21 protein-coding genes are annotated in these 25,492 nt (G+C 24.7%); 16 read left to right on the forward strand and 5 right to left on the reverse strand.

The window, feature by feature from the left end; translation table 4 throughout:
- Position 1: 1 nt before the first annotated feature.
- The 7 genes from MCAV_RS01025 (at position 2) to MCAV_RS01055 (ending at position 7,934) form a co-directional block, all read left to right on the forward strand.
- Positions 2–988 carry an alpha-ketoacid dehydrogenase subunit beta gene (locus tag MCAV_RS01025; protein ID WP_391592041.1) on the forward strand — a complete coding sequence of 329 codons (987 nt, stop codon included), beginning with the start codon at positions 2–4 and terminating at the stop codon, positions 986–988.
- Between the two features lie 53 nt (positions 989–1,041).
- The gene (locus tag MCAV_RS01030; RefSeq protein WP_391592042.1) at positions 1,042–2,631 is read left to right on the forward strand and encodes a 2-oxo acid dehydrogenase subunit E2; all 1,590 of its coding nucleotides are present in this window, start codon (positions 1,042–1,044) and stop codon (positions 2,629–2,631) included.
- Positions 2,632–2,652: 21 nt separating this feature from the next.
- Positions 2,653–4,032: a dihydrolipoyl dehydrogenase gene (gene lpdA, locus MCAV_RS01035; RefSeq protein WP_391592043.1), complete on the forward strand. Its 1,380-nt coding sequence runs from the start codon at positions 2,653–2,655 to the stop codon at positions 4,030–4,032.
- 121 nt (positions 4,033–4,153) lie between these two features.
- The gene (locus tag MCAV_RS01040; protein WP_391592044.1) at positions 4,154–4,666 is read left to right on the forward strand and encodes a hypothetical protein; all 513 of its coding nucleotides are present in this window, start codon (positions 4,154–4,156) and stop codon (positions 4,664–4,666) included.
- Positions 4,667–4,675: 9 nt separating this feature from the next.
- Entirely contained in the window at positions 4,676–5,728 is a 1,053-nt protein-coding gene (locus tag MCAV_RS01045) for a hypothetical protein (RefSeq protein WP_391592045.1), read from the forward strand.
- A gap of 44 nt (positions 5,729–5,772) precedes the next feature.
- Positions 5,773–6,768 carry a lipoate--protein ligase gene (locus MCAV_RS01050; protein ID WP_391592046.1) on the forward strand — a complete coding sequence of 332 codons (996 nt, stop codon included), beginning with the start codon at positions 5,773–5,775 and terminating at the stop codon, positions 6,766–6,768.
- A gap of 23 nt (positions 6,769–6,791) precedes the next feature.
- Positions 6,792–7,934, forward strand: coding sequence for a CPBP family intramembrane glutamic endopeptidase (locus MCAV_RS01055; RefSeq protein ID WP_391592047.1), 1,143 nt, complete (start codon positions 6,792–6,794; stop codon positions 7,932–7,934).
- Between the two features lie 193 nt (positions 7,935–8,127).
- On the opposite strand, the gene MCAV_RS01060 is transcribed toward MCAV_RS01055, so the two are convergent.
- The 3 genes from MCAV_RS01060 to rplJ form a co-directional block, all read right to left on the reverse strand.
- Positions 8,128–10,062 (reverse strand): P80 family lipoprotein, encoded by a 1,935-nt coding sequence (locus tag MCAV_RS01060; protein ID WP_391592048.1) that lies wholly within the window; start codon positions 10,060–10,062, stop codon positions 8,128–8,130.
- Positions 10,063–10,385: 323 nt separating this feature from the next.
- Entirely contained in the window at positions 10,386–10,754 is a 369-nt protein-coding gene (gene rplL, locus MCAV_RS01065; RefSeq protein ID WP_391592241.1) for a 50S ribosomal protein L7/L12, read from the reverse strand.
- 69 nt (positions 10,755–10,823) lie between these two features.
- Complete coding sequence (gene rplJ / locus MCAV_RS01070; protein WP_391592049.1) at positions 10,824–11,312, reverse strand: 50S ribosomal protein L10; 489 nt, start codon at positions 11,310–11,312, stop codon at positions 10,824–10,826.
- Positions 11,313–11,655: 343 nt separating this feature from the next.
- Here rplJ and MCAV_RS01075 point away from each other — a divergent pair, with 343 nt between their 5' ends.
- Positions 11,656–12,300, forward strand: a complete 645-nt coding sequence (locus tag MCAV_RS01075) for a hypothetical protein (RefSeq protein WP_391592050.1) — start codon at positions 11,656–11,658, stop codon at positions 12,298–12,300.
- A 90-nt stretch (positions 12,301–12,390) separates the two neighbouring features.
- On the opposite strand, the gene MCAV_RS01080 is transcribed toward MCAV_RS01075, so the two are convergent.
- Together MCAV_RS01080 and MCAV_RS01085 are read right to left on the reverse strand one after the other, a co-directional pair.
- Positions 12,391–14,706 (reverse strand): hypothetical protein, encoded by a 2,316-nt coding sequence (locus tag MCAV_RS01080; protein ID WP_391592051.1) that lies wholly within the window; start codon positions 14,704–14,706, stop codon positions 12,391–12,393.
- 383 nt (positions 14,707–15,089) lie between these two features.
- Positions 15,090–16,097 (reverse strand): hypothetical protein, encoded by a 1,008-nt coding sequence (locus MCAV_RS01085; protein WP_391592052.1) that lies wholly within the window; start codon positions 16,095–16,097, stop codon positions 15,090–15,092.
- 527 nt (positions 16,098–16,624) lie between these two features.
- Between MCAV_RS01085 and MCAV_RS01090 the strand changes: the two genes are divergently transcribed.
- The 8 genes from MCAV_RS01090 (at position 16,625) to MCAV_RS01125 (ending at position 25,485) form a co-directional block, all read left to right on the forward strand.
- The gene (locus MCAV_RS01090; protein ID WP_391592053.1) at positions 16,625–17,113 is read left to right on the forward strand and encodes a hypothetical protein; all 489 of its coding nucleotides are present in this window, start codon (positions 16,625–16,627) and stop codon (positions 17,111–17,113) included.
- 20 nt (positions 17,114–17,133) lie between these two features.
- Positions 17,134–17,436 (forward strand): hypothetical protein, encoded by a 303-nt coding sequence (locus MCAV_RS01095; RefSeq protein WP_391592054.1) that lies wholly within the window; start codon positions 17,134–17,136, stop codon positions 17,434–17,436.
- Positions 17,437–17,905: 469 nt separating this feature from the next.
- Positions 17,906–18,232, forward strand: a complete 327-nt coding sequence (locus MCAV_RS01100) for a hypothetical protein (protein WP_391592055.1) — start codon at positions 17,906–17,908, stop codon at positions 18,230–18,232.
- Positions 18,207–20,972, forward strand: a complete 2,766-nt coding sequence (locus MCAV_RS01105) for a type IV secretory system conjugative DNA transfer family protein (RefSeq protein ID WP_391592056.1) — start codon at positions 18,207–18,209, stop codon at positions 20,970–20,972. The genes MCAV_RS01100 and MCAV_RS01105 overlap by 26 nt, the downstream gene beginning before the upstream one ends.
- A complete protein-coding gene (locus MCAV_RS01110; RefSeq protein ID WP_391592057.1) occupies positions 20,973–21,404 on the forward strand; it encodes a hypothetical protein in 432 nt (143 codons plus the stop codon).
- Positions 21,405–21,406: 2 nt separating this feature from the next.
- Complete coding sequence (locus MCAV_RS01115) at positions 21,407–24,205, forward strand: VirB4 family type IV secretion system protein (protein ID WP_391592058.1); 2,799 nt, start codon at positions 21,407–21,409, stop codon at positions 24,203–24,205.
- A gap of 2 nt (positions 24,206–24,207) precedes the next feature.
- A complete protein-coding gene (locus tag MCAV_RS01120) occupies positions 24,208–25,068 on the forward strand; it encodes a hypothetical protein (protein WP_391592059.1) in 861 nt (286 codons plus the stop codon).
- A gap of 18 nt (positions 25,069–25,086) precedes the next feature.
- Positions 25,087–25,485: a hypothetical protein gene (locus MCAV_RS01125; RefSeq protein ID WP_391592060.1), complete on the forward strand. Its 399-nt coding sequence runs from the start codon at positions 25,087–25,089 to the stop codon at positions 25,483–25,485.
- Positions 25,486–25,492 lie beyond the last annotated feature (7 nt).

Consider the following 25,492-nt stretch of genomic DNA (forward strand, 5'->3'; position numbering starts at 1 on the left):
TATGAACGACAACACAAAAGTACTTAATTTAATTGGTGCAGTTACTGATGCATTAGATGTTGCTATGGAACGCAACAAAGATATTATTATTTATGGTGAAGACTGTGGTTATGAAGGTGGTGTGTTCCGTGCTACTGCTACATTACAACAAAAATATGGTGAAGAACGTGTTTTAGACTCGCCTATTTGTGAAGCAGCAATTGTTGGTATTGCTGGTGGATTAGCAATAGCGGGAAAAAGACCAATTGTTGAAATTCAATTTGATGGTTTTACTTATCCTGCTTTTCAACAAATCTTTTGTCAAATCAGTCGTTACCGCAATCGTAGTCGATCTCGTTGATCCATGTCAGTTGTTGTAAGAATTCCTATGGGTGGTGGGATTAGAGCTTTAGAACACCACAGTGAAGCACTTGAAGGTGTTTATGCTGCTCACCCTGCTATTACTGTTGTTTATCCATCAAACCCTTATGATGCTAAAGGTTTATTATTAGCAGCAGCTGAATCTAAAGATCCAGTTTTATATTTAGAACCAAAAAAACTTTATCGTGCTTTTAAAGCCCCAGTTCCTGCAGGATATTATACAGTAGAAATTGGTAAGGCAAATGTGATTAAAGAAGGTAAAGACATTACTTTTATTTCTTATGGTTCTACTTTACATGAAGGTATTGCAGCTGTTAAAGAATTAAATGGTGCAATTGATGTTGAAATTATTGATTTACGCACAATTACTCCACTAGATTGAGAAACAGTATTAGCATCAGTTCGTAAAACAGGTAAATTAATAGTAGCTCATGAAGCTGTAAAATCATTTTCAGTTTCTTCTGAAATTATTACTAGAGCTGTTGAAGAATGTTTTTATGATCTAAAAGCTACTCCAGTGCGTTTAACAGGATATGATGTGATTGTTCCTTATGCTAGGGGCGAAAAATATCACACAGTAACTAAAGATGATATTTTAGTAGCTTTGAAAGAACTAGCAGAACTTTAGGAGTTATTAATTCTTTTTAATAATTTAGTTTAGAAAATTAATGTAAGGTATATATGTATCAATTTAAATTCGCTGATATTGGCGAAGGTTTACATGAAGGTAAAGTTACTCAAATTTTTGTAAAAACTGGCGATAAAATTAAAGATGGTGACAAACTTTTTGAAGTCGAAACTGATAAAGTTACTTCAGAAATTACAAGTCCTATCACAGGAATCGTTTCTGAAATTAAAATCCAACCCGAACAAGTTATTCATGTTGGTGAAGTTGTTATTTTAATTGATGATCAAAATCAAGATTCAACTTCCAAAACTGAAACAGTTGTTGAATCAACTCCTGAAATAGTTGTTGAATCAGCATCACCTAAGGGTGCTTCAGTAGTAGGACAAGTAGTAGTTTCAGATGAAATTTTAGATTTTAGTTTTGGTTCAAAAAATTCTACTACTAATTCTCAATCTAGTGCTAGTTCTAGTGAAAAAATTAATTTAAGACAAGAAAAAACCCAACTAAAAATTTCTCCTCCATTAATGCGTTTTGCAATGGAAAAAGGGATTAATTTAGATTTAGTGCAGCCAAATCGTGCTGATGGAATTGTGACTAGAAAAGATTTAGAAGACGCATTTAAATTACAATTAGCAAGTTCTATTGAAAAAACAACTTCTACTACTGAACCATTAAAACAAGCAAAACCGCAACTAAAAATCTCACCACCACTAATGCGTTTTGCAATGGAAAAAGGGATTAATTTAGATTTAGTGCAACCAACTCGTGCTGATGGAATTGTAACTAGAAAAGATTTAGAAGATGCACTTAAATTACAATCAACAAGTAGTGAAGTGAAAACTACTCCAACTTCAACTCCAACACCTACTGTTCAAACTACACCAGTTAGTCAAGTTGCACCAACTTCAGTTATAAGTAAAACTAATGTGACTGGATTAGTTGCTAAACGTGAAAAAGCAAGTGGTTTACGTTTAGCGATTGCTAAAAACTTAAAAAATTCTTGAGAAAAAGTTGCTTATACAAATTTAGTAATTCAAGTAGATGTTACTGAATTGTGAAATTTACGTAATAGTATTAAAGATCCTTTGTTAAAAACAACAGGTTTAAAAATTACTTTTTTACCATTTATTGCTAAAGCAACAACAATTGCATTAGTTGATTTCCCAATTTTTCTAGCACAATATGATGAGAAAACTCAAGAATTAGTTTATCCAGATACAATCAACTTAGGAATTGCAGTTGATACTGAAAAAGGCTTAATGGTGCCTAATATTAAAAATGCTCAAACTAAATCAGTAATTGATTTGGCAACTGATATTGTTGATTTAGCTAAGAAGGCTCGTAGCAATCAATTAAAAGGGGCTGATATGAGTAATGGTCATTTTACTATTACTAATTATGGTAGTGCTGGTGCTATTTTTGGTGTTCCTGTAATTAAATATCCTGAAATTGCAATTTTAGGTGTTGGTACAATTATTGATCAAGTACAAAGCGTTGCTGTTGGTGGATCTTCTGGTAATCGTAAAATTATGTATTTAACAATTGCTGCAGACCATCGTTGAGTTGATGGAGCAACAATTGGCCATTTTGGTACAAGAATCCGTCAATTATTAGAAAATCCGTCGTTATTATCGGTTTATTAAAAAAGTTAGAAAGTTATTTAAATGAATCAACAATACGATATTATCGTCATTGGTACAGGTCCTGGTGGCTATCAAACAGCAATTGATGCTGCAAAATTGGGTTTTAAAGTTTTAGCAATTGAAAAAGATCAATTAGGCGGTGTTTGTTTAAACACAGGTTGTATTCCAACTAAAACACTATTAAAAATTGGAAAAATGTACAATTTTTATCAACATGCTGCTGATTTTGGTTTTGTTCATGATCCTAATAGTTTGAAATTAGATTGGTCTAAAGCACAAAAACATAAAGCAAGTGTTGTTAATAAGTTAACAAGTGGAATTGGTTTTTTATTTAAAAGCAATAAAGTTGATTGTGTAAAGGGATTAGCAACTGTTGTTGATCCTCATACAGTTAAAGTTAATGATCAATCTTATACAACTAAGTATATTATTGCAGCAACTGGATCAGTTGCAAGAATGTTGCCATTAGCTGGATTTGAAAAAAGTTATGCTGAAGGATTTGTGATTACTTCAACTGAAGCATTATCATTACCAAAAATTCCTAATCATTTAGTAATTATTGGTGGTGGGGTGATTGGAATTGAATTTGCCTTTTTGTATTCAGATTTAGGTGCTAAAGTTACAATTGTGCAAGGATTAGATCGAATTTTAGAAGTTTTAGATCGTGAAGTTTCAACAACAATTACTGATTTGTTGAAAAAACGAGGAGTGGAAATTATTGTTAATGCTCAAGTAATAAGTGCAGAAAATCATCAGTTAAAATTTGTTGTTAATAATGAAACTAAAATACTATCACCTGATTATGTTTTAGTATCTGTTGGTCGAAAAATAAATTATTCAGGTCTTGAAGCACTAAATTTAGCTAAAGATGATCGTGGTATTGTTCAAGTTGATGATCAGTTACGCACTAGTGTTCCTAATGTTTTCTTAATTGGTGATGCAGTTGGTAAAGCAATGTTAGCTCATGTAGCATACAAACATGGCGCAATTGTTTTAGATGCAATTAAAAATAAAGCAAATCGAATTGATTATCTTAAAGTTCCTTCATGTATTTATTCATATCCTGAAGTTGGTGTTGTTGGTTATACTGAAGAACAATTACAAGCAAATAAAATTGAATATTACAAACATAAAATGCCAATGGCAGCATTTGGTAAAGCATTAGCTGATGGTTCAACAGTTGGTTTTGCAAAATTACTTGTTGGTAAAAAATATGGTGAAATTTTAGGTTGTCATATTGTTTCAGCAACTGCAAGTGATATGATTGCTGAAGTTGCTTTAGCAATGGAATCAGAATTAACAGTAGAAGATTTAGCAAAAACAATTCATCCCCATCCAACAATTTCTGAAGCAATTCAAGAAATTGCTAAAGATCTTTACTTTAAGCATTTTATGAATTAAGTAAATTGATAATCAAATCAAAATTTTAGTTGTTAGATTTTAGTAATTAAATTCAAGCCACTCATTATATTCTATGAGTGGTTTTTATTTTATAAATTTAATTTGTTAAAATTATACTCATATGATTAATTTAAAAAACATCGATAATTATATTACTTTATCATTAACTAGAATTATGGCTAATGAAAATTATGATAATGAATTAATTCATTTTTGTGCTGTTAGATTTGTTAATGATTTACCTAAAGAGTGATTAGATTTATATGTTGAAAATAGTAAGAAAAAATACGATCAAAAAGCTAATAAGAAAGCATATCCTTTAGTATTAATTTTAGCAATGCTACATTGTTGATTTGAAGATGATATTATTATTTTACATGAAGGTGGTCGTAAGGATATTGAATGACTTTCTCAAGAATTAAACCAACATACTAATTTAAGTATTACTAATAAATATATTAATATTGAAGATTTAGCATTATTACGTTTAGGATTGAAAAAAACTTCTTTAAAAAATATTGCAAAACATTTTGGTGTATATCGTGTTAATACGAATAAAAAGATTAGTCGCGATGCTCACAATTGCATGCTAATTAATCGAATATGAACTTCTTTTAAAAATTCTAATGAGTAGTAATTAATTATGGGAACAGTTATAGCAAAACAGTTTAGATCATTAAAACCAATTCAAACTGTTTATTTGAATTTAAGTTTATTACCTTATCAGTTTAATTTAGCAAAAATTAGAGACATTCTTAATCATGCTAAATTTTATTATGTTGAATATCAAACTTCACAATATAGATCTTATATTGCTGATTTTTTATACATTAATCCTATTAATCATTATTTGTTTAATAAAACTTTATCACTTGTTTTAAATCAAAATGTTGATTCTGAACGATTGGTTAATATTATTTATGACACTAAATGTGAACGTTTAGTTTTAAAAATTGATAACTATAATGATCGGTTTTTAGCAATTATTGATCAAATTATGCGTGCTGTTGAACAGAAAAAGATTAGTGAAGTTGTTATTGATTTATATTTTAGTATCATTCCTAATGAAGATGTTGCAAGCATTTATTCAAAACTTTTATATGATCCTGTTCAAGAAATTAATTTTTATTGACAATCTGATCAAGAACTAACTAATTTTGATCAAATTGTTGATGATTGTCAAACATGAGTTTTAAATCATGATGATTGAATTATTAGTAATGATTTAATTAGTGTTCGTCATAAAAATTATTGCAATGCTTATTTAGTTAACATTAATTCAGCTAACAACTATCTTGGAATTGGTGAAAATGCTATTTCCTATATTGATTATTTATTTTTTAAAAGTACATATTCGATTAGTAAACAACAATTTGAAATTGTTCCTTTATACTTTAATAACATCAATCAGTATTTTGAAGCGATTATTGATAAAATAACTTTAAGTTTAATGACAAAATCAAATAATTTAATCATTGATTTAGAAAATTTATTAAACAATTATTTAGGTAAATATGATTTTGATTTCAATTATCTTAAAAACCTTGATCAACAAAATTGAAGTCAGTTAGATCAAATTAATTTTATTATTGATCAATTAAATCAACACTTAAAAATTGATCAAAATTGGTTTCAAAAAATTAATAATCACAATAAAATTAGTGAAATTGTCAGTTTTTTAAAAACTTTTTATTAATTTAAGAAATGCAATTTTTAAAAAAAAGAAATTAATAAGCTTTTATGGAATATTTAAAAAATGCTGAAATTTTTTTAACAACAACGACTGATCCATATTTTAATATTGCACTTGAAGAGTGGTTTTTAAAAAAATATCAATCAGATCGACCAATTATTTTTTTATGACAAAACTTTAATGCAATTATTATTGGACGCAACCAAAATACGCATTTAGAAGTCAATCAAAAATTAGTTGAACAATATAATGTTAAAGTAGCAAGAAGATTAACTGGTGGTGGTGCTGTTTATCAAGATCAGTACAATCAATGTTGGACTTTTATTATGAAAGAAAAATCAGTTGATTATCGTTTTTTTGCTACACCAGTTTTAGAATTTTTAAAAACATTAGGAATTACTGCTGAATTTGTTGGGCGAAATGATTTAACAGTCGATAATCGTAAAATTTCAGGAACAGCACAATTAATTTATGGTGATTATGTTTTATGTCATGGCACGATTTTATTTGATGTTGATCCAGTGATGATGACAAGTCTTTTAACACCAAACATTGAAAAATTATCATCAAAAGGAATTGATTCAGTTAGAAAAAGAATTTTAAATTTAAAAGAAGTTTTACCAAACTATACTTTTAAACAATTTCAAACTGAGTTTTTTGCTTTTCTAGAACAACGTTTTGCTACTAAAATTAAACCAATTCCACAAGATGCAATTGAATTTGCTACATTAGCAGCAAAATCAAAATATAGCACTTGAGAGTGAAATTATGGTGAATCACGCCAGTTTGAATTTATTAAAAAACAATATTTATTACAAAAAGGGACACTTTCCATTTGTTTTAATACCAATAAAAACATTATTGAAAATTTAAAAATTTATGGTGATTTTTTAGCAACAAAAGATTTAAGTTTCATTGAATATTTATTAGTTGGTTGTAAATATGATAAAACTAGTGTTCAAGATTTATTAAAAAATTTTGATCTTAGTCCTTATTTAGGAGCAATTTCAATTAATGATTTCATTGAATGTATGTTTAATTAACAATAGGTTAAAAAGTTTTTGATATGAAAAATTTTAAATTCAAAAAAACTGATTTTAATGTTTGAAACAATTGGTTTACTAATGCTAATTCCAATTATCAAAGCAGTATTTTTAATAACCATTGAAACGCTTATCGAAAACAATATTATTCGATTAGTGATTTTAGAATTAGTTTAATTTATATTGCTTTACCAATTATTTTAATTTATGGTCCATATTTAATTTATGCGATTGGAATTACATATTTAACTCTAACACCAAATTTTAGTAATAATGCAACATTATTATCTTCATGAAAAACTTGATTTACTTTAGTTAGAGTTTATATTCCTTTTTTTGTCAGTTTTTTATTTATCATCTTTTATTCTTTTTATTTTGCTAAAATATTTTGACAATCAGGTGCTTTTGTTTTATTTTTTTATGAATTTTTAGTTAATTTTCCTAGACTATTAAGAAATTTTTTTAATCTTAATTATGGACAATTTGGTCAATGAATTTATTTGCTTAGTTTATTATTGATTTTTATTTTAGCAATATGATTAATTCCAGATTTACGTCGATCATTTTTTTTATTATTTTTTGAATATGAAACAATTAATTTACGTTATCATATTAGACAACTAAAAAAAAGTAAACAACCATATGATCCAATTGTAAGTAGTTCTGATGGAGTTGTTAATGTTTCTGTTCCTGTTGCTCAAAAACTGCGTTTAAATTTTTCTAGTAAAATTTTTTTAGTATTTTTAGGAACATTTGCAGTTTTTTATCTTTTAAGCATTTCTAGTAATTATTTTGCTTTTTTATTAACTCGTTTATTTCCAACAGTTAGTAATAGTAATCAATCATCAATTGATACTCAATTAAGAAATCCTAATTTCTGATTAGTCGTTTTACCACTTTACTTATTAATTTTATTTGGTGCTCCTTTAGTTGAAGAATTAGTTTATCGTTTAAGTTTTTCTAGTTTTGGAGCTAAAAAATGATTTAGTATTGTTGCTTCAGGGTTAGTTTTTGGTTTAATTCATACTCAAAATGATGGCTTATTTAACATTTTAGGTTATGCTTTTTTTGGTTGAACAATGGCTTTTGCTTACAATTACACAGGTAATTATTGAATTGTTTTTTTAATTCATTTTACTAATAATGCTTTTAGTTTAATTTTTTAATAATTTTTAGAAAAAAAGTTTTAATTAATAGATTAGTATTTCAAATATCTAAAAAAATAGTTGTTTTGTTATTAAATTTTAACAAAACAACTATTTTTAAATTATCGTTATTAATTCTTCTAATGATTCAAGTTTTTTCTAACAATTTGTTTTTTTTACTAACAAATTAAACTAATAAATAACTTTATTAAAATTATTTAGATTTGGTTATATATGCAATTAATCCTTGACCAGTAATTGGTTCATTTTTGCCATTTTTAGTTCCAAGATATTTAGTAATATTACTACTATAATTAGCAGTAATAATATCACCTGCTTTATTAAACAAAGCACTTCTATTTTGCTGATCTTGTTGATTTTTTTGAGAATATTGATCTTCAATTTTTTGGAATCTAATAAAATCTTGAATTGATAGTGCTAATGATTTTAAACGTAATTGCTTATCACCACTTGATTTTTGAATTTTATTAATAATTTGTTGATAGTGAACTTGAGATTTTTCTATCGTATCATAATTATTAGCAGTTGGAACAAAATACATTGATTGCTCTTCAATGAAATCAGTTGTTTTTTGATCATTAATTTTGCCATTATACAATCAATCTAAAAATTTGATTAAACCTTTATCTTTAGTTGGATTGGTTTTAATAGGAATTAATGATGAACCACCAAGAACATAAGTTGATTTTTGAGTATCTGGATTATTAGCCTTTTTTAAATCCATCACTTGATGATATCATTTAACTTCAGTGTCTAATTTTGGATATAAAGCAAATTTTTGATTTTTAATAGTAGCATCTTGAATATCACCTAAAGTACTTGTCTTTAGTGATTCAGATTGAACTGATTCTAATAAAGCAACAGATGGGGCAATTGCAAAAGCAGTGTTGAAAGTTCTTAAACTAAGATAAGAATCTTTTCGCGTATAAAAAACATCTTTAATTTTTTTAGTTTGATCATATTTAAAAAGATGATCATTACCAACAAATTGTTTAACACTTTCAATTAAATTTTTTTCTTCATTAGAATTTGGATTTTCAAAAGGATAAACTACTTCATTTTTGCCATTAGCATCTTTTTGATATTTTCAAATAAAACGATCTTGACTTTCACCACTGTTTTGTCAAATAAAGCGATCAAGAATATCAGTAAAATAGTCAACTGATAAGATATTGACATTTTTATCAGTTTCTTGTGCTTGATAATCTGGTTTTTTTTGAATTACACTAGTGATTTTTTGAGAAAATTCAACTAAATTTTGATAGTAATTAAAAGTATCATTAGTAATTGTATAATCTTTTAATAGATCATTTTTTGTTGGAATTAATGGTTTAAATAAAGTTATACTTGAATTTTGTGAATCTATATTTATGTTATATGAAATATTATTTGGATGAGAATATCGTTGAGCAAAATTAGAATTAACTGCGACTAAACGTTTTTGAGCATTTTCTGAACTAGTTTGTAATTCTGATCTGATTTTATCAAAAAGATTTTGTGGACTGATTTGTGGATTGATTTTAAAAGTATCTTGTAAAATACCACTTTTATTAGTTTCAAATTTAATTGTTGCACCATGATCAATTGCTACATCAATTAAAAAACGTAGTACTATTAAATTAACTGCTAAAGTTTCTAAACTAGATGAAGTTAATGGTAGTGCATAAAAACGACTAACATCATCTTTAGCACCAGAAATTTTATTAAAAACTGGTGCAATATATTTAGTAAAGTTACTTGGTTTAATTAAATCAGAAACATCTAAAAGTCTTGCTTGACTTTGAATTGCACTAGCTGAACTAGGTGTATTTAAAATTAATGATGGTGTTAGTGGATCATTTGCTGTTATTTTACTTACAGTATCATTTAATAACTTAGTTTCAGACATTAAATAATGATTTTCTGTTGTTATTAGTCCTATTTCAACAAAATCTTTTTCTTTACTAAATGTTTGATTATAGTAAGGAACTAATTTTGTTAATGCAGCAGCTATTGGAAATCTTGTAGGTTGAGCAATCGAGAAAATAACTTTATTTCCTAAGTTAGATGAACATGCAGTTAATGCTAAAGTTGTTGTTAGGGCTACTAATGATCCAATAATTAAATTTTTAGTACTAATTTTTTTCATTTTTTACTTTTTGTTTTTTTAATTTAACAAGTTAAAAACTTGAATCAAAGATCCAATTTTTAATCTAAGCGGTTTGAATTTTTAATTAATAAAATATTAAACTTATGATTTGAATAACTCATCTAATCGAATTATAAACTTTATTATTTTGATTTTAGGTTTAGAAGATAAAATCAGTGATAATTATTTTGTTTTAAATTAATCATTTTTTCATTAATAAATGATTAAATTTATAAAAAAACACCTATTAAGTAATTTAAAAAAATACTTAATAAGTGTTTATAGTTAAGAGATATTAATATATTGATGTTTTAAAAAATTAACTATTTGAATTCAACTGTTGCACCAGCATCAGTCAGTTTTTTCTTTAATTCTTCAGCTTCAGCAATTGCTACATTTTCTTTTAAAGTACTAGGAGTGTTATCGACTAATTTTTTAGCATCCATTAATCCTAATCCAGTTAATTCCCGAACAATTTTAATCACATTAATTTTACTTGCACCAGCACTAGTAATTACAACATTAACTTCTGTTGGTGCATCATTAGCTTTAGTTTCAGTAGCAGCAACCGCAACTGGTAAAGCTGCTGAAACACCAAAAGTTTCTTCAATTGCTTTAACTAAATCGTTTAGTTCAACTAGTGTTGATTCTTTTAAACTTTCAATAATTTGTTCAATACTCAATTTTGCCATTGGCATTAGATCCTTTTTGATTTTTTTAATAATTAATTTAATTGATAATAATTAATTCATATAATTTTTTTAGGCGGTTTTAGTTTCGCCAACAGATTTAATTACATGCATTAATTTTCGTAATGGAGATTGTAAACACTGACAGAACATAGCATATAAATCTTTTTTAGTTGCCAAGTTAGCAAACTCTTTTAATTGTTCACCAATTATTAAGTTACCATCAACATAAGCAACTTTTAATTTAATGAATGAATGAGTTTTTTGCATTTTAGCAATTGCTTTTAGTGGTTCGATATTATCTGTACCAATAACTAAGGCATTAGGACCGTTAAGATTAGCTGTTGCATAAATGTTAGTTTGTTTTAAACTTCGATTTAAAATATTGTTTTTATAAACTTTCATTTGGCAATTAGCTTTAACTAAATCATTACGTAATTTACTTACTTCTTTAGCAGTAAAACCAGCATATTCATAAATTAGAAACGATTGGCAATCATGCAACTTTTGACTAAGTTGATCAACTAATAAAGCTTTTGGTTCATGATTTTTTTTTAACATGTATATATAATTATTTAAGATTTTTCTACATTATTGCGTACATAAAAAAATCTTAGTTTAAATTTTTAGTTAGTACCAAAAATAAACTAAGACTAAAATCAATTTGAGTTAAATCAACTAATGATCAAAATCAATTATAAAAGTTCCTGAATAATCGTTGTCTTAACAACATTAAGGTTTAAAACCAATTATCTTCTTAGGTACGCACGAGTAATTTTAACATTTTTTATCTCTAATTAAAAAGAAAATTTTTTAATATCAACATTAATCAAATTTAAAACAATGCTTTTTTGAATATAAATAACAAAATTTTAATCATTAATGATAAGTTTAACTAGATATTATGAAAATTTCAACTCGTAAACTATGAAAAAGACGATTTAGATTTTTTACTAATAGTTATATTTATAAATTTATTAAAGATATTATTTGGGCATTTCAATATTGTTTTCATATTTTATTAGATACTTATTCTGCAGGGCCACTATTAAGAGATCAAATCAATTTCATGGATAGATACGTTAAACGTTATCGTTATCGTATGATGATTAGAAAATGAATTAAAATGAAATATTCACCAAAATTACTTTTTAAGCTAGTTTGAGCAATAAAACCAAAAACTTTAGATATTTGAAGATGTTATTTATATTCACAAAAAAAATTTATTAGTGATTATGAAAATGACAATATTAAAAAAACAATCTATTATCAAATCTTTATGACTTTTAAAACCGAGTATCGTGTTTTAAAGTATTTAGAAAGTTTTGGCTGAGAAGTTAGTAAAGCTAGTAGTTTTAATGATCAGTTTCATCAAATTGACTTATTTGCTTTGAATAAAAACAATCAGGATTGTGTGATTCAAGTAACTAAGTTATATCAAAACTTAAAAATTGATAAATTACTAAAATATGCTAAAAAACACAACTGTATTCCTTATTTAGTTATTGTTAGTTTTGATCAAATGACAATACAAAAACTAGATTATTAAAACAATTTGTTTAGTTTAAGAACAATAAAAAACAACCATTGTTGAATTTTAGAATGGTTGTTTTTAATTAATGATCTATTTTATGAATTGTTATTTATTAAAAAAACTTTCATTGTTAATAACATAATTAATGTTGTTAATTTTAAATCCAGCTCTTCCTTTAGATGCGCCAGTATTATCTTTTCTTCATTGATAAGTACTTGCATCCATACCAATACGATATTTATATGAAAAATCATCAATTCTTTCTAATTGAAGATAAAAACGTACGCGCATTGCTGATCAGTTTTTATTTTTAGCCGTATTTTGAAAGTTAAAAATATTTCTATCAAAATTTTGTCAACCATCATTATTGTTTTGATAAGCATACATTTTTTTCAATGTGTAATGCTGATTTTTTCCTTTTATTAAATTGTTAAAAGGAATTTCAAATGAATTGTAATCATCATTAACATTATTAGGATTATAAGGTTGATAATTTTTTTCATTAGAACCTAAATTAACACCTTTATTACCTCAAATTAAAACTCCTTTTACTCCTCTAGGATTATCTAAAATAACATTAGTACGATTATTAGTTGCAGAAAGTCCAGTAAAATTAAATTTAATTTTAACTTGATCAGCAAATTCTTTTTGGTTTTCAACATAACTTGCTATATTTTCAGTTGATCAGTTGCTTCATTTTGTATTGTAATGGAATAAATAAGGATCAATTGATCATCAATCTCATTTTCTTGCTTGTCTTCCATCACGATCTGTTCGATTAAGAGCTTTATTAATTTGAGTATAAACTTCAGTTTTACCACTAGAAACATCACGATTAAAACGATTAACTGCTCTAATATCTTCTTGTTTTAATTCTAATTTATTATCAATCCCTTTTTGGAAACGATTAACTTCAATGTTACTAATTTTCGAATTTAGTTTAAATTGATCAGCACTAATATCATTAGAATTGTTTGATTTTAAATAATTTAAATGATCAACTTTGCCATATAAACCAATAGTAAGTTCACCTTTTAAATCAACTCTAGCAAATAGATTAACTTTGAAAATGCCTTGATTATTATGTCTACCTTGAGATAAATCATAACTAATAATGTTTTGATGATAATAACTAATACCTTTTAAATTAGAAAAGTCAAAATAGCCAAAATAACTATTTTTATACTCTTGTTTTTGACCATATTCAGCATCTAATAAGTTTAATAGCAAGTCAAATTTAATTTGAATTCCTGGATTTGTTGGAATTGCATCTTTTCAATGATTAAAAAAATTAGTTTGTCATTGTGAATGAGTAAATTTTAAACTAACTAATTTTTCGCCAAATTGAGTTTCATCAACTTTAAAACCAGTATTTTGATCAGCATTTTGATTAGATGGTAATTGATTATTATCGGTTTGTGATTTTTGAATAATGTTATCATTATCTTCCAAATTATTAACAGCAGTATATCGTTTTTCAATCAAGCCATTATTTATATAAGTTGTTGTATATTGATTGTTTTCAACAATACTACTATTTTCACTTTTAGGTAATTTAACTTTTTCAGATTGTTGTGGACCTTTAGGAATTGGTCAAAATCAATCACTTAAATTATTAGTTTGATTATTATTTCAAAAAACAATTGGTTTAAAAGCAGCATCTGTATTTTCAGCACTAAAATTTAGTTTTAGTTTGTCATTATTATTAGCATTTAAACTATGATTTTTTAAATCTGAGCCAACTAAAGAAATTTTAGTTTCAAATTGACCCCTACGATCGATGTTGATATTAAGATAAGCAGTAATTTTACCCGTTAGGTTAATAAAATCATCATTTAAAGCATAATCAAAAATTTTATAAGTACGTGATTTAACTAAACTTAAATCATTTAGTGAAAAACCAGTAATTAAATTTTGATAATCAAATTTTAAATCTTCTTTTGATTCATTACTATTAGTTGCAAATTGAAGGTTAAATAAAAAACCTAAATCAGGATCATAGCGATTTAAAAATTGTTCAATAAATTGTTCTTTACTAAATTTAGCATGAAACACTTCTTTAGTTTGTTCACTAAGATTATTGTTTTTTGAAGATAAATTAAACTCAACTACTTTTTGATTTTTTAGAGTTGTAAATTTATTTTGATCTAAATCCAAAGATTGTTTGGCATTAAGATTAGGAGTTTGAATTATTTGTAAATGATTTTGTTGTTGTGTACTGAATTTTTGATACTTATTTTCAAAAATAGGTACTTGAAAATTTTGGTCATAACCCGCTTGAATTGCTGAATAGTAATTAAATATTTGAGGACTAAAACCAATTACAGTTCCAACACTACCGCCAATCACACCACTTAATAAAGATATAAGCAAACCAATTCTTAATTTGCGATTAAACTTAAAAAAACCTTTTAACTTCATGAATTATTTACTAAATACACCTTTCTTACACGATTAGACAACTATTGCACTTAATCAAAATTTGCTTAAGTATCAATAAATTAATAGATTTTATAAGAAGATAAAATTAATTTTGTTCTCAGAAAATCAACTTGATAGTTTTTAGTTAAAAAAATCAAAAAAAGAAAATTTAGTTGATCAATCTGATTAATAATAAAAATTAATTGTAATAATTTCTTCTTGTTTTAATGATTCAATAATATGATATCAAAGATCAAAATTATTATAAAGTTTGATAATTAATTATTTTCAAAGCTAAAATTAAAAAAATGTTGATTAAAATGGCTTAATTTTTCTAAAATTAAGATCATTAACCATAAAAAAACTGAGTTTTTTAAGCAAAATTATTTTTTATGATTGTGATAGTATCGAATTTGTTTTTTCATTTTATTAAATTCGATTGGAAAACAAAACCGATTAATTCCTGCTTGAAATAAAAAAATAAATAAGGCAAACAAACCAATGAATAAAAAATAAAATACTAAATTAGACAAACGACCATAGACAAATTCAGTTTGCTGATTATCAATAATAGCACTAAATGATCCATCATTAGCTCCATTGTAAATTTGTTGGTTAGATTTAATAATTAATTTCCCCACACCATTAATTGTTGAATAGCCTAAATTAGCGTTTAAATTAGTAAATCCGTTATAAACAACATAAACATTAACTAAAGAAATTACTGCTGCATAAATTAAAAAACTTAAAGGATAAACTAAACCTATACTAATTTGTTTTTTAAAATTGACTAATGCAGTTTGTTTTAAATTAAAAGAATAAAATTTTTTAAAATATTCTGCACTTAATAAAGCAATAACAATAGCACCAATCGGAGCAAAAACATGATTTCAGATTGATGCAGCAGCATCAATTCGTTGTTGGTCATTATTATGATTTAATCAAGTTGCATATTTAATACTAATGCCAATGAAAAAGTTATAACCTAAAAATGTAATGGCAATGTAAGCACACATTAAGACAACAATAAAGTAATTTTTAAATAATTTACTATTAGGTTTAATGAAATAAGCAGTAATGACTAAAGTTACAAAGATGTTACTTTGAACAGTAAATGTTCCTAAATTTTTTCATCAAATTGTATAACTATAATTGTTTAATAAGCCATTTTTTGGAAATACTATACCTTGTAAGATGTTTAACAAAATGAATCCTCAAGTAAATAGCATGAAAATAAAATGAAAAAGATTTAAAAAACAGTAACGTTTTTGTTTTTTAGCATCTAATTGAACAAATTGATCTTTAATTAAGGGATCAATTTGGTTTCAATTAAAAACAAAAATAACTTTATTTTTTAAATTTTTTCAATTAGTACGAATTTGTTGTCACATTTAATATCTAAACTCCTAACTTTTACTAATAAACCTGTTGGCTTCTATTTTATCTTGTTGATTCTAATTTATTAATTGAAAAAAATAAATTTTTAATTAGCAATAAAGTTGAGAACTTGAGTAGGGTCAAATGTTTAGGGGCACCTTAAAAAGCAATAAAATCCTAGAAAAAATTATGAACAAACAATACACCCTAACAACAAATTAGGGTGTTTTTTGTTGTTTTCAACTAATTTTGATTGATAACAAAGAACTAAAATGGTTCATTAATTTGTAAAAATAAACTTTGAAAATTATTGATTAATCAAAATTTGTTTTAGTTAATATCTAAAATTTTTTGTGTTTTAAACAAAATAATTAATGAAAAATCAATTTAAAACAAGATTTTCTAGTTCTTGTGATGTTGAATAAACATAGACAAAACGTTTTAATTGCTTTGATTAAAGAGTGCAATATAAACAAATCCTTATTAAACAAATTAAAAGATTTTATTAAAAGTAAGAGAAAGGAATTAATTTTTATAACTAATGGAAAAGGCTCAATTCAGCAATAACCCCGAACAAAAAACTTATTATGTATTAGTTAATCATATTCAAGAACGAGAATCAAAATCAGGTAAATTTTTTGTGATGAATGTTCGCAAAAACTTTTTATTAGATTTAAAAGATGAACAATATCATAAAAAATTGATTGAGATTTATAAAAAAAGAACTGAAGAAGATCGAAAAAAAATCATTAATGATATTTCATTTTATGAAAAGGAAGGGAGAATTTATTGTAATCAATTTTTTGACTGCTTTATTTTCAAAGATAAAAATATTTGTAATGTGGAAAATATTAAAAAAAATAATCTCGTTGTAATCAAAGGTAATTGAATAACTAAATCCAAGGGGAATGAAATTAATGGAAAAAATCATTTTTTAGTTAAAAGTTTGTTTGTTCGATTGAATTTTTTAGATAATGATGTGGCAAAAAAAGTTGAAAATGATCATCCAGCTAATGCTTGAAAAAAATAGAAATTAAAAAATAACTTAAAATGCGATCAGAATTAGAAAACTTGTTTTTGATTTCAGGAAAAATTTTTAGTGTTATTAAAAAAAATAATTTTTTTGTTCTTGAAATCCAACAGAAAAACAATCAAACATTTTATTTTTGAATTGAAGAAGTAGACTTTTTATTTTTAGTTAATGAAAATTATAAAAGTAATCTTAAATCATCAGAATTTAGTGAAATTAAGAAAAAAATTACTAACCAATCAATTGCTATGCAAGGTAAGATTATTTCTCATCATGAAAATAAAAATGTTTTTTTACAACCGGTTTTTCTAAAAATTAGTTAAATAAATTGTTTTGCTTGAAGATGATAAAAAATCAAATCTTACAATATTTAAAAAAGTTTTGTTAATTAAAAATTAGAATGAAATGCTTTTAATATCAAAATTATTGAACTATTAGTAAAAAAAATAAAAAAAATAAAAATTAATTAATGAAAGGAGCAATAAATAAAAATGAACAATAACATTTTCTATATTTCCTTTCATAACATTAGCTTAGAAAGACATCTGAAAATCATTAACAAAAATAAATGATTTACTTTTGAAAAATTAAAAAAATTAATTGCCATAAATAAAATAATTATTTTAGATTCAAAAATGATTGTGATTTTTTTAATTTATTCTACAATGGCACATTTGTGCCAGAAAAAGAACTTAATATTAATAAATATTTTCAAGTTATATTTGCCAATTTTAGAGCAAAATATGTTTTTGATCAATATCAATACAATATGAGAAAAAAAGGTTAATAAAAATGATTGATTTTTTAATTGCTGCTTCAGAAAATAAAACAGCTAGTAATAGTCCTTCGACATCACAAACGTTGTTTTTTATTGGTTTTATATTAGTTATAGTTGGAGTTGTTTCTTTTTTTAAATGAAGAAAAAGATTTAAAAATTTACCTTTCCAAACTTTAAATGCTAATGATTTGAAAACTAAAAACAACTGAAAAATCGCATCAATTAGTATATTAGTTATTGGTTTAGTTTTAATTATTATTGGAATTTCTTTATTCACGCCATCAGATATACCATTAAAAATAAATATTTTCAACTATGAACCAATGAAAACAAAAAATTAAGAATACTAATTTTTCTAAAAAAATAAAATGAAGTTTGTTTAAATTTTTCATTTTAGCAATCTTAACAGAAACAATTTGTCATCTTTTACTTTTTGCAATTATTTTTTTAATTAATTATTTAAATACTAAAGAAATTCCAAATTCATTTTTAGATTTTTTTCAAAAAAGTTATAAGTATTTAACTATTAATATTTTAAATGGTCAATGATTATGGTTATTTATTGTTATAGAAATAATAATTATTGGATTAGTTTTAATTTATGTTGTTAGAGATCTTTATAAAAAAATCAAAAAAGTTGATAAAGATACAATCGAAACTAAAGAAGATGATAAATGATTAATTAATGAATATAAAAACATTAATACACTAAAAAAAAATAAATCTCAAGTATTTTTTGATGATGTTTATGCTAATAATTTAAAAAATCCTGGTTGGTGTGTTAGAGCAAGTTTAAATAACAAGAAAAAACCAAAACAAATTAAATTTAATATGATTAATAATATTTCAGGATTAATCTTAGGAACAATCGGTTCAGGAAAAACGCAAAAAATTATTATTCCTACTTTAATTGGCAACAGTTGTTTGTCTCAAGATAAAATGGCATCTTTAATTATTACTGATCCTAAAGGTGAATTATTTAATACAACTTCAAAAATTTTGTTTAATCAAGGTTATCAAATTAAAGTTTTAAATTTTCGTGATGGTAAAAAATCTTCGAAATGAAATCCATTACATTTAATATGAGTTAATTACCAATTTTGTTTAAATGCTGAAAAAAATATTAAATTACTTGAAAAACAAAAAAATACTTTATGAGATCAAGCGCAAAACCTTTTAGAAATCAACAAAATTAAATCGAGCAAAATTAATGTTCCTAATCTTTTAGAAGCTAATGATTTTAATTTATTAATCAAAGATGAAAATTATCTTTTAGAACCAAAAAGTTTAATTAAATTAAAAAATTTAATTGAAACAATTAAAACAATCAATTTAAAAATAAATGCTTATCAACAAAAAACAAGTTTGCATTTACAAAAATATCAAAAAGAAATTTTATTAGTTGCAGAAAATATTGTGCCAGTAAATGATAAATCAACTGATCGTTTTTGAGATGATTCTGCAAGAAAAATTTTAACTGCTGGTATTTATGCGATGTTAGTTGATTCAAATTTTAATTTAGAGAATTTTAATTTATTTAATTTAGCAGTTAATTTAAATAATGAAGATAATTTTAAAAATTATATCAACCAACTAGATATTAATCATCCTGCTAAAATTGCCATGGGCAATTGAGCAGATCAAACAAAAGACAATAAAACTTTAGATTCGATTTTTTCAACTTTGAAAAGTAAGATTAATATTTTTTTAAACGATGTTAATTTAAATCATATTACTAAATTAAATTCATTTAGTTTAGCTGATCTTGATGAAAAACCAACAGCCTTATTTTTAATTATTCCTGATGATAATACGATTTATTCACAACTGATTCAAATTTTTTTAAACCAACAGTATCAAAGTTTAGTTTATAAAGCAGAAAACTTGCCTGATCAAAAATTAAAACGTAAAGTTTTATTTGTTTTAGAAGAATTTGGCAATATTGGTAAAATCGAAAACTTTGATAAATGAATTGCAGTATCAAGATCAAGAGGTATGCATTGATTAATTTGTGTTCAAGATATATTACAAGTAACAAATTTGTATGGTGATAAAGCTGGTGAAACGATTATTAACCAATGTAGTTTGTGGATTTTTTTAAACTCTAAAAGCGATGCAACTAAACAACAAGTGTTGAAATTAATTGGTAATAAAAAAGAAGGTGAGATTGCAAATCAAAGTTTAAATCCGACTGGTCTTGAACAAAATTTAAGTGAAAGTTTTCAAGAAAAACCATTGCTGAATTATGAAGATTTATCAAGAATGCCAGCTGATGGAGCGTTGTTGCTTTTAGATAATCATAAACCTAGTTTTATTAAATGTGGCATGGCTTATCAATTATTTCAAAATGAACCTGATTATCAAAAATCAGTTGTATTTGCTAGAAACGAAATAATTAAAAACATAAACCCATTTTATCTTTCAGGTAATAAATTTAATTATGGAGCAATTGAAGATGGATGAAAAAATATGCGAACTAAAATAATTAATCATTTTTTTCCAAACGAATTTGATGATGAAGCTAAAATTCGCTTAGATTTAATTAAATATTTATTTATTGAATTTAACAAATTTTTTCAATCAATTACTTCTAAGAAGGAAATTGAAATTATTAATCAACAAAAAAAATTAATTTGAGATGATTTGACAAAATGATCGCAATTAACCCTAAAAGTAATTTGAAAAAAACAAAAAGAAAATTTTGATCAAGATATATATCAAATTGGATGTGATACCATTAGTGATTTTTCATTAAACAACATTGTAAATTTAGATTTAGAAAAATTTGAAACATGAATTAATAATAAAGGTAATTTGTCTAAGCCCCCACACATTAAATTAGATTCTTATATATTGCCAATGAATTCACAAAATAATTCTAATCAAGTTGAAATGTTTGCTTTTGAATATCAAGAAGAAAAAATTGCTATTTTTGAGTTTTTAAAAATTCAAAACATAGTTATTAATCAAATTTATCATAATTGAACTCAATGTGAATTACTTGACTGGACTGAAAAAGATTTAACTTTATTAACAGAATTAAACTTGGAATTAAATAAATTAGAATTAAAGGATTTTTAAATGATTAACAACCAAAAACTAAAAAGACCATACCGATTAAATTTACGCTTTAAAAATGATCAATTACTAAATCGATTTTATGAAGGTTATGAATTAATGACTATTAAAAACGCTGGTGGTGTTTATTCATTGAATGAATATATCAACCAACTTTTAGAATTTAGTTTAAATTTGTTTCTTGCTAAAAATCAAAACGGTTTAATTGCTGAAGTTATTGAGCCGTTATTAGAAAACAATGAAAAGATTTATGAAAAAATCATTCGACAAGGCAAAATTCTTAATAACTTAAATTTAAGTATTAATAAATTAATTAATTGCAAAGAATTTAAATCAAATATTGCTTCTGAAAAAGATAATTCTAATAACCAAAATAATCTAGAAATTAAAAAAAGATTATTTGATCAAGCAAAATTAATGAATGATAACAAATAATCATGAGAAGAAATTTAGTTATTAAAAATTTAAGTGTTTATAAAAGATTATATGCCAACTTTCAAACATATGAATATTTTATTATTCTAGTTTATTTAGGCATTGGTTTTATTACAGGAATGTTAGGTACGCCTGAAAAATGGGATTTAGCAATTAAAGTGTTAATTTCAATTATTTTAATTGCTATGATGGGTATTACTTTTATTCCATTGAAAAAACATAACGCTAGACTACATACTATATTTTTTCGTTGAATTAGGTTTCAAATATCACCAAAAATCAATAATGATCCCAAATATATCATTCCTTATGAAAAATTAGTTGATGAAAATACGATTGCAACTTTTAGTAGTTTTGGAGTTGGAACTGAAAGAATTAGTTCAAGAATTTATATCCAAGCAATTAATATTGACGGACGGGATTTGAATTTAGAAGATCAAGTAAAACAAAGTTTAATTTTAGAAAGTTTAAAAAATTTTTTTGTTAATAATGAAGGTAATTATTCATTAGTAAAAATTGTTGAACCAAAAAACTTTTTAAAAGGAATTGAATCAATAATCAAAAAATACAAAATGGTTAAACCAACTAATTCTCAAGTAAATGATTTTTGAAAAGCAAAAATTGATTTTTGAAAGAATTATGGTGATCATCAAGAAGATTTTAAAGCTGGTTTTTACTTATTTATTTATGATACTAACTTAAATAATCTAAATACAAAAACAAGTAATGCAATTTATTTGTTATCAAACATGGGTAATAAAATAAAAAAATGTACTGCTTTAAAAATTGTTAATGTGTTATCAAGATTAATTAATCCAAATCCTTTTAAAGAAGAAATTAAACAAGATGAATTAGAAGCAAATAAAAATAATTTAAATGTTTTATTAGCGCCTAGTAATATTGTATGAAATCACAATAAGTACATTATTGATGATTTTATTGAAACAAGTATTTTATCAATATCAGATACATATCAAAGCCTACCTGATTTCTGATTAGAAAATTTAGCACAAAACAATAATCTTAATTTTGTTTTCAATTTAAAAAAATGAAGTCAAGAACAGCAAGAAAATGAGATCACAAAAGCTAAAGTCAACATGGAGGCAAGTTATTCACCAAGAAAAAAACAAGTTAATCAAATTCGTAATCAAAACATCGTAAATATTTTGACTGAATTACAAGAGCAAATTGCTCTAAAACAAGAAAATTTAAAAAAAGGTAATTTATATTTAATGCCAGTTGGCTTTGCAATTAAAGAAAAAAATCAAACTAATGTTGGTGTTGAAAGAGTAAAAAAAGATTTAATTTATGAACTTAAAACAAACCAAAGATTTCTAACTAATGATTTACATTTTTTACAAGAAGATGGTTTTTTAGCTATGCTTCCAAAAAACTTAGATCAATTAGCAAGCAAAAATGAATTTACATTAACTTCTGAAACATGTGCTAGTTCTTATCCTTTTAATTCAGTGGAATTAGTTGATACTAATTTACCTGATTTTTGAGGAGTTGATAATAATAATGAAACAATTGCAATTGATTTGTTTGCTCGAACATCAAGTCGGAAAAATTCTAATATGGTGATATTAGGCAAATCAGGTGCAGGTAAATCTTATTTTTTATCAATGATTATTGCAACTAATACTTTATATCAAAGAAGAATTATTATTTTTGATTTTGAACAAGCATTCAAAAAGTTAGCTAATGGTTTTAATGGTGACATTATTGATGTTGCATCAGTTGATAGTAGAATTAATCCATTGCAAATATTTGTCATTCAAGATGCTGATGAAACTGGTAAAGATTTAAAAACTAATTATGTTGGTAATCATATTTTGTTTTTAAAAAACTGGTTTAAAGCCGTTTTTTCTTCTTTTACTTTAACTGGTGAAATTAATGAAAGTATTAATTCTTTTGAAGAAGATTTATTAGCAGATTTATTAAGAGAATTATATTTGGATTTTGAAATTAATAATTCTAATGTTGGTACTAAAACAGTAGATCAGTTTCCAATTTTTAATGATTTGTACAAACTAGCAATTAAAAAAATAAATCTTTTATTATCAACTAATAAAGAATTATCACCATCCAACAGACAAAAAATGTTGGAATATACCAAAATTAGTAGATTATTACAAAGACTAACAACGATTAGATGAAATGAAGATACTAATGATTATCAAAATGAAGAAGGACAGTTTGGCAGATATTTCAATGGAATAACAACTTTAAGAACAATTTCAAACTTAACTGTTTTTGATTTTTATCAAATGGGCGATGATGTTGATAAAAATTGAAGGTATGGGACGCAAATGTTGTTATTGAACTATGTTAATGCTGAAATTCAAAAAAACGATAAAATGGCCAATAACGAAATTTTAGTATTTATTGATGAAGCTCATAAAATGCTTGATAAACAACAACCATTTTTCTTAAATTTTTTAGCAAGAACATATAAACAAATTAGAAAGAAAAAAGGTTCAATTGTAATTGCAACTCAAAATCCAGAAGATTTTTTAGATGATGAAGAAACTAAAAAGAAAACTAAAGCAGCAATTAATAATTCGCAATATTTAGCAATTTTCAATTTAGAAACTTCAAATATCCAGCAATTGCAAGAAACAATTTTTAATCATAGTTTAAATGATAGTGAAGTTAATTCGATTATTCGTGCAGAAACTGGGTGGTGTTATTTAAGAATTTCAGAAAAAGAAAAACATTTTCTTAAAGTTGCTGCTGAACCATGAGTCAAAAATTTAATTGAATTACATGCTAAAAAACCAGAAAATCAAGGAAGATAAAAATGAGAAAAAATCAAAATCAAAGACTTTATTTATTAATGATTTTTATTGGAATTACTTGAACTTGATTAGGTGTAAGTGGTTGTAGCGTTTTTAGTAATAACAATAATAGCAATCCATCTAATTCCAATAAATCTAATAATCCTAATAATTCTAATAATCCAATTAATACTAATCTAAACAATCCTAATAATCAATCTAAAATAATGTTTTGTTCAACAGTTATTAAAAAAGAAGAACAAGAGAAAATGGCTGTTGATGATTATAACAGAAGTGGTAATTGTTATTATGACATTAATTATTTAATGAGTAAAAAACCTTGAACGGAAAACACAATTAAAACTAATTGAACTAATCAATTCGTTCATTTAAAACAATGAAACAATTATGCAGTAGAACAAGTTGAACAATGAAAATCAGTTGCGCTTAAGTATGGTTTAAATAATGAAAAAGATCCTGAATTTATTCGTTCAGTTAAATCGATTGATATTGGCTTAAGTTCTTTAAACAACTTTAGAATATTTTATTTAATTCTTAGTCGATTTGCCTTTTTAAACAAATATCAAAGTGATTGAAGCAAATGAAAACAAGATCATTTAATCAAGTTGAAAAAAATTGTTAGTAATATTTATCAAAATAAAAAATTAAACTTTGATTTAAAAGATCTTAGATTTCAAACTGAATCAGAAAAAATTAATTTTAATTTTTACATTGATGAAGTTAAAGAGTTTTTTATTGATGATGCACAAGATCAATTTAATCAAGTAGTAGTTAAGTTTAATCAACAAGTTATTTTAGATTTAATTCATGATTTAAATAGTTGATATCAAAAACTAAAAAATTATCAAATTAAGAAAAAATAAAGAGAAAAAAATTAAATTATGACAAACATTTTAAATAATATTTTTGCTGAAGCTCCAGATATTAATAAAACGATTGAAAGTACAGTAAGTTCCTTTTGAAGTCAAGCCCGACCTTTTATTTGAGGCATTGGGGTAAGTTTAACAATTGCTTTAGCGATTATTAGTTGTTTAGTATTGTTTTTTAAAGCAAAAATGGCTGCAACTGGTGATGAGCAAATAGCAGCACAAAACAGATTAAAAAAAGGTATTTTATATATTTCAATTTCAGTTGTTGCAATATTTATTCTTTTAGGAGTTTTAGATGGAGTTATGAGCCGATTTGATGGAGGAAGTAAAAGTAATACTTCATTACTGATAAACAATTTAACAAGTGAATTTGTATTTAAATATCCAAGATTTAATTTTTTAACAATTTAATAAAAAG

The sequence above is a fragment of the [Mycoplasma] cavipharyngis genome (genome assembly GCF_042984175.1).
GTDB classification, from domain to species: domain Bacteria; phylum Bacillota_I; class Bacilli_A; order Mycoplasmatales; family Mycoplasmoidaceae; genus Mycoplasma_N; species Mycoplasma_N cavipharyngis.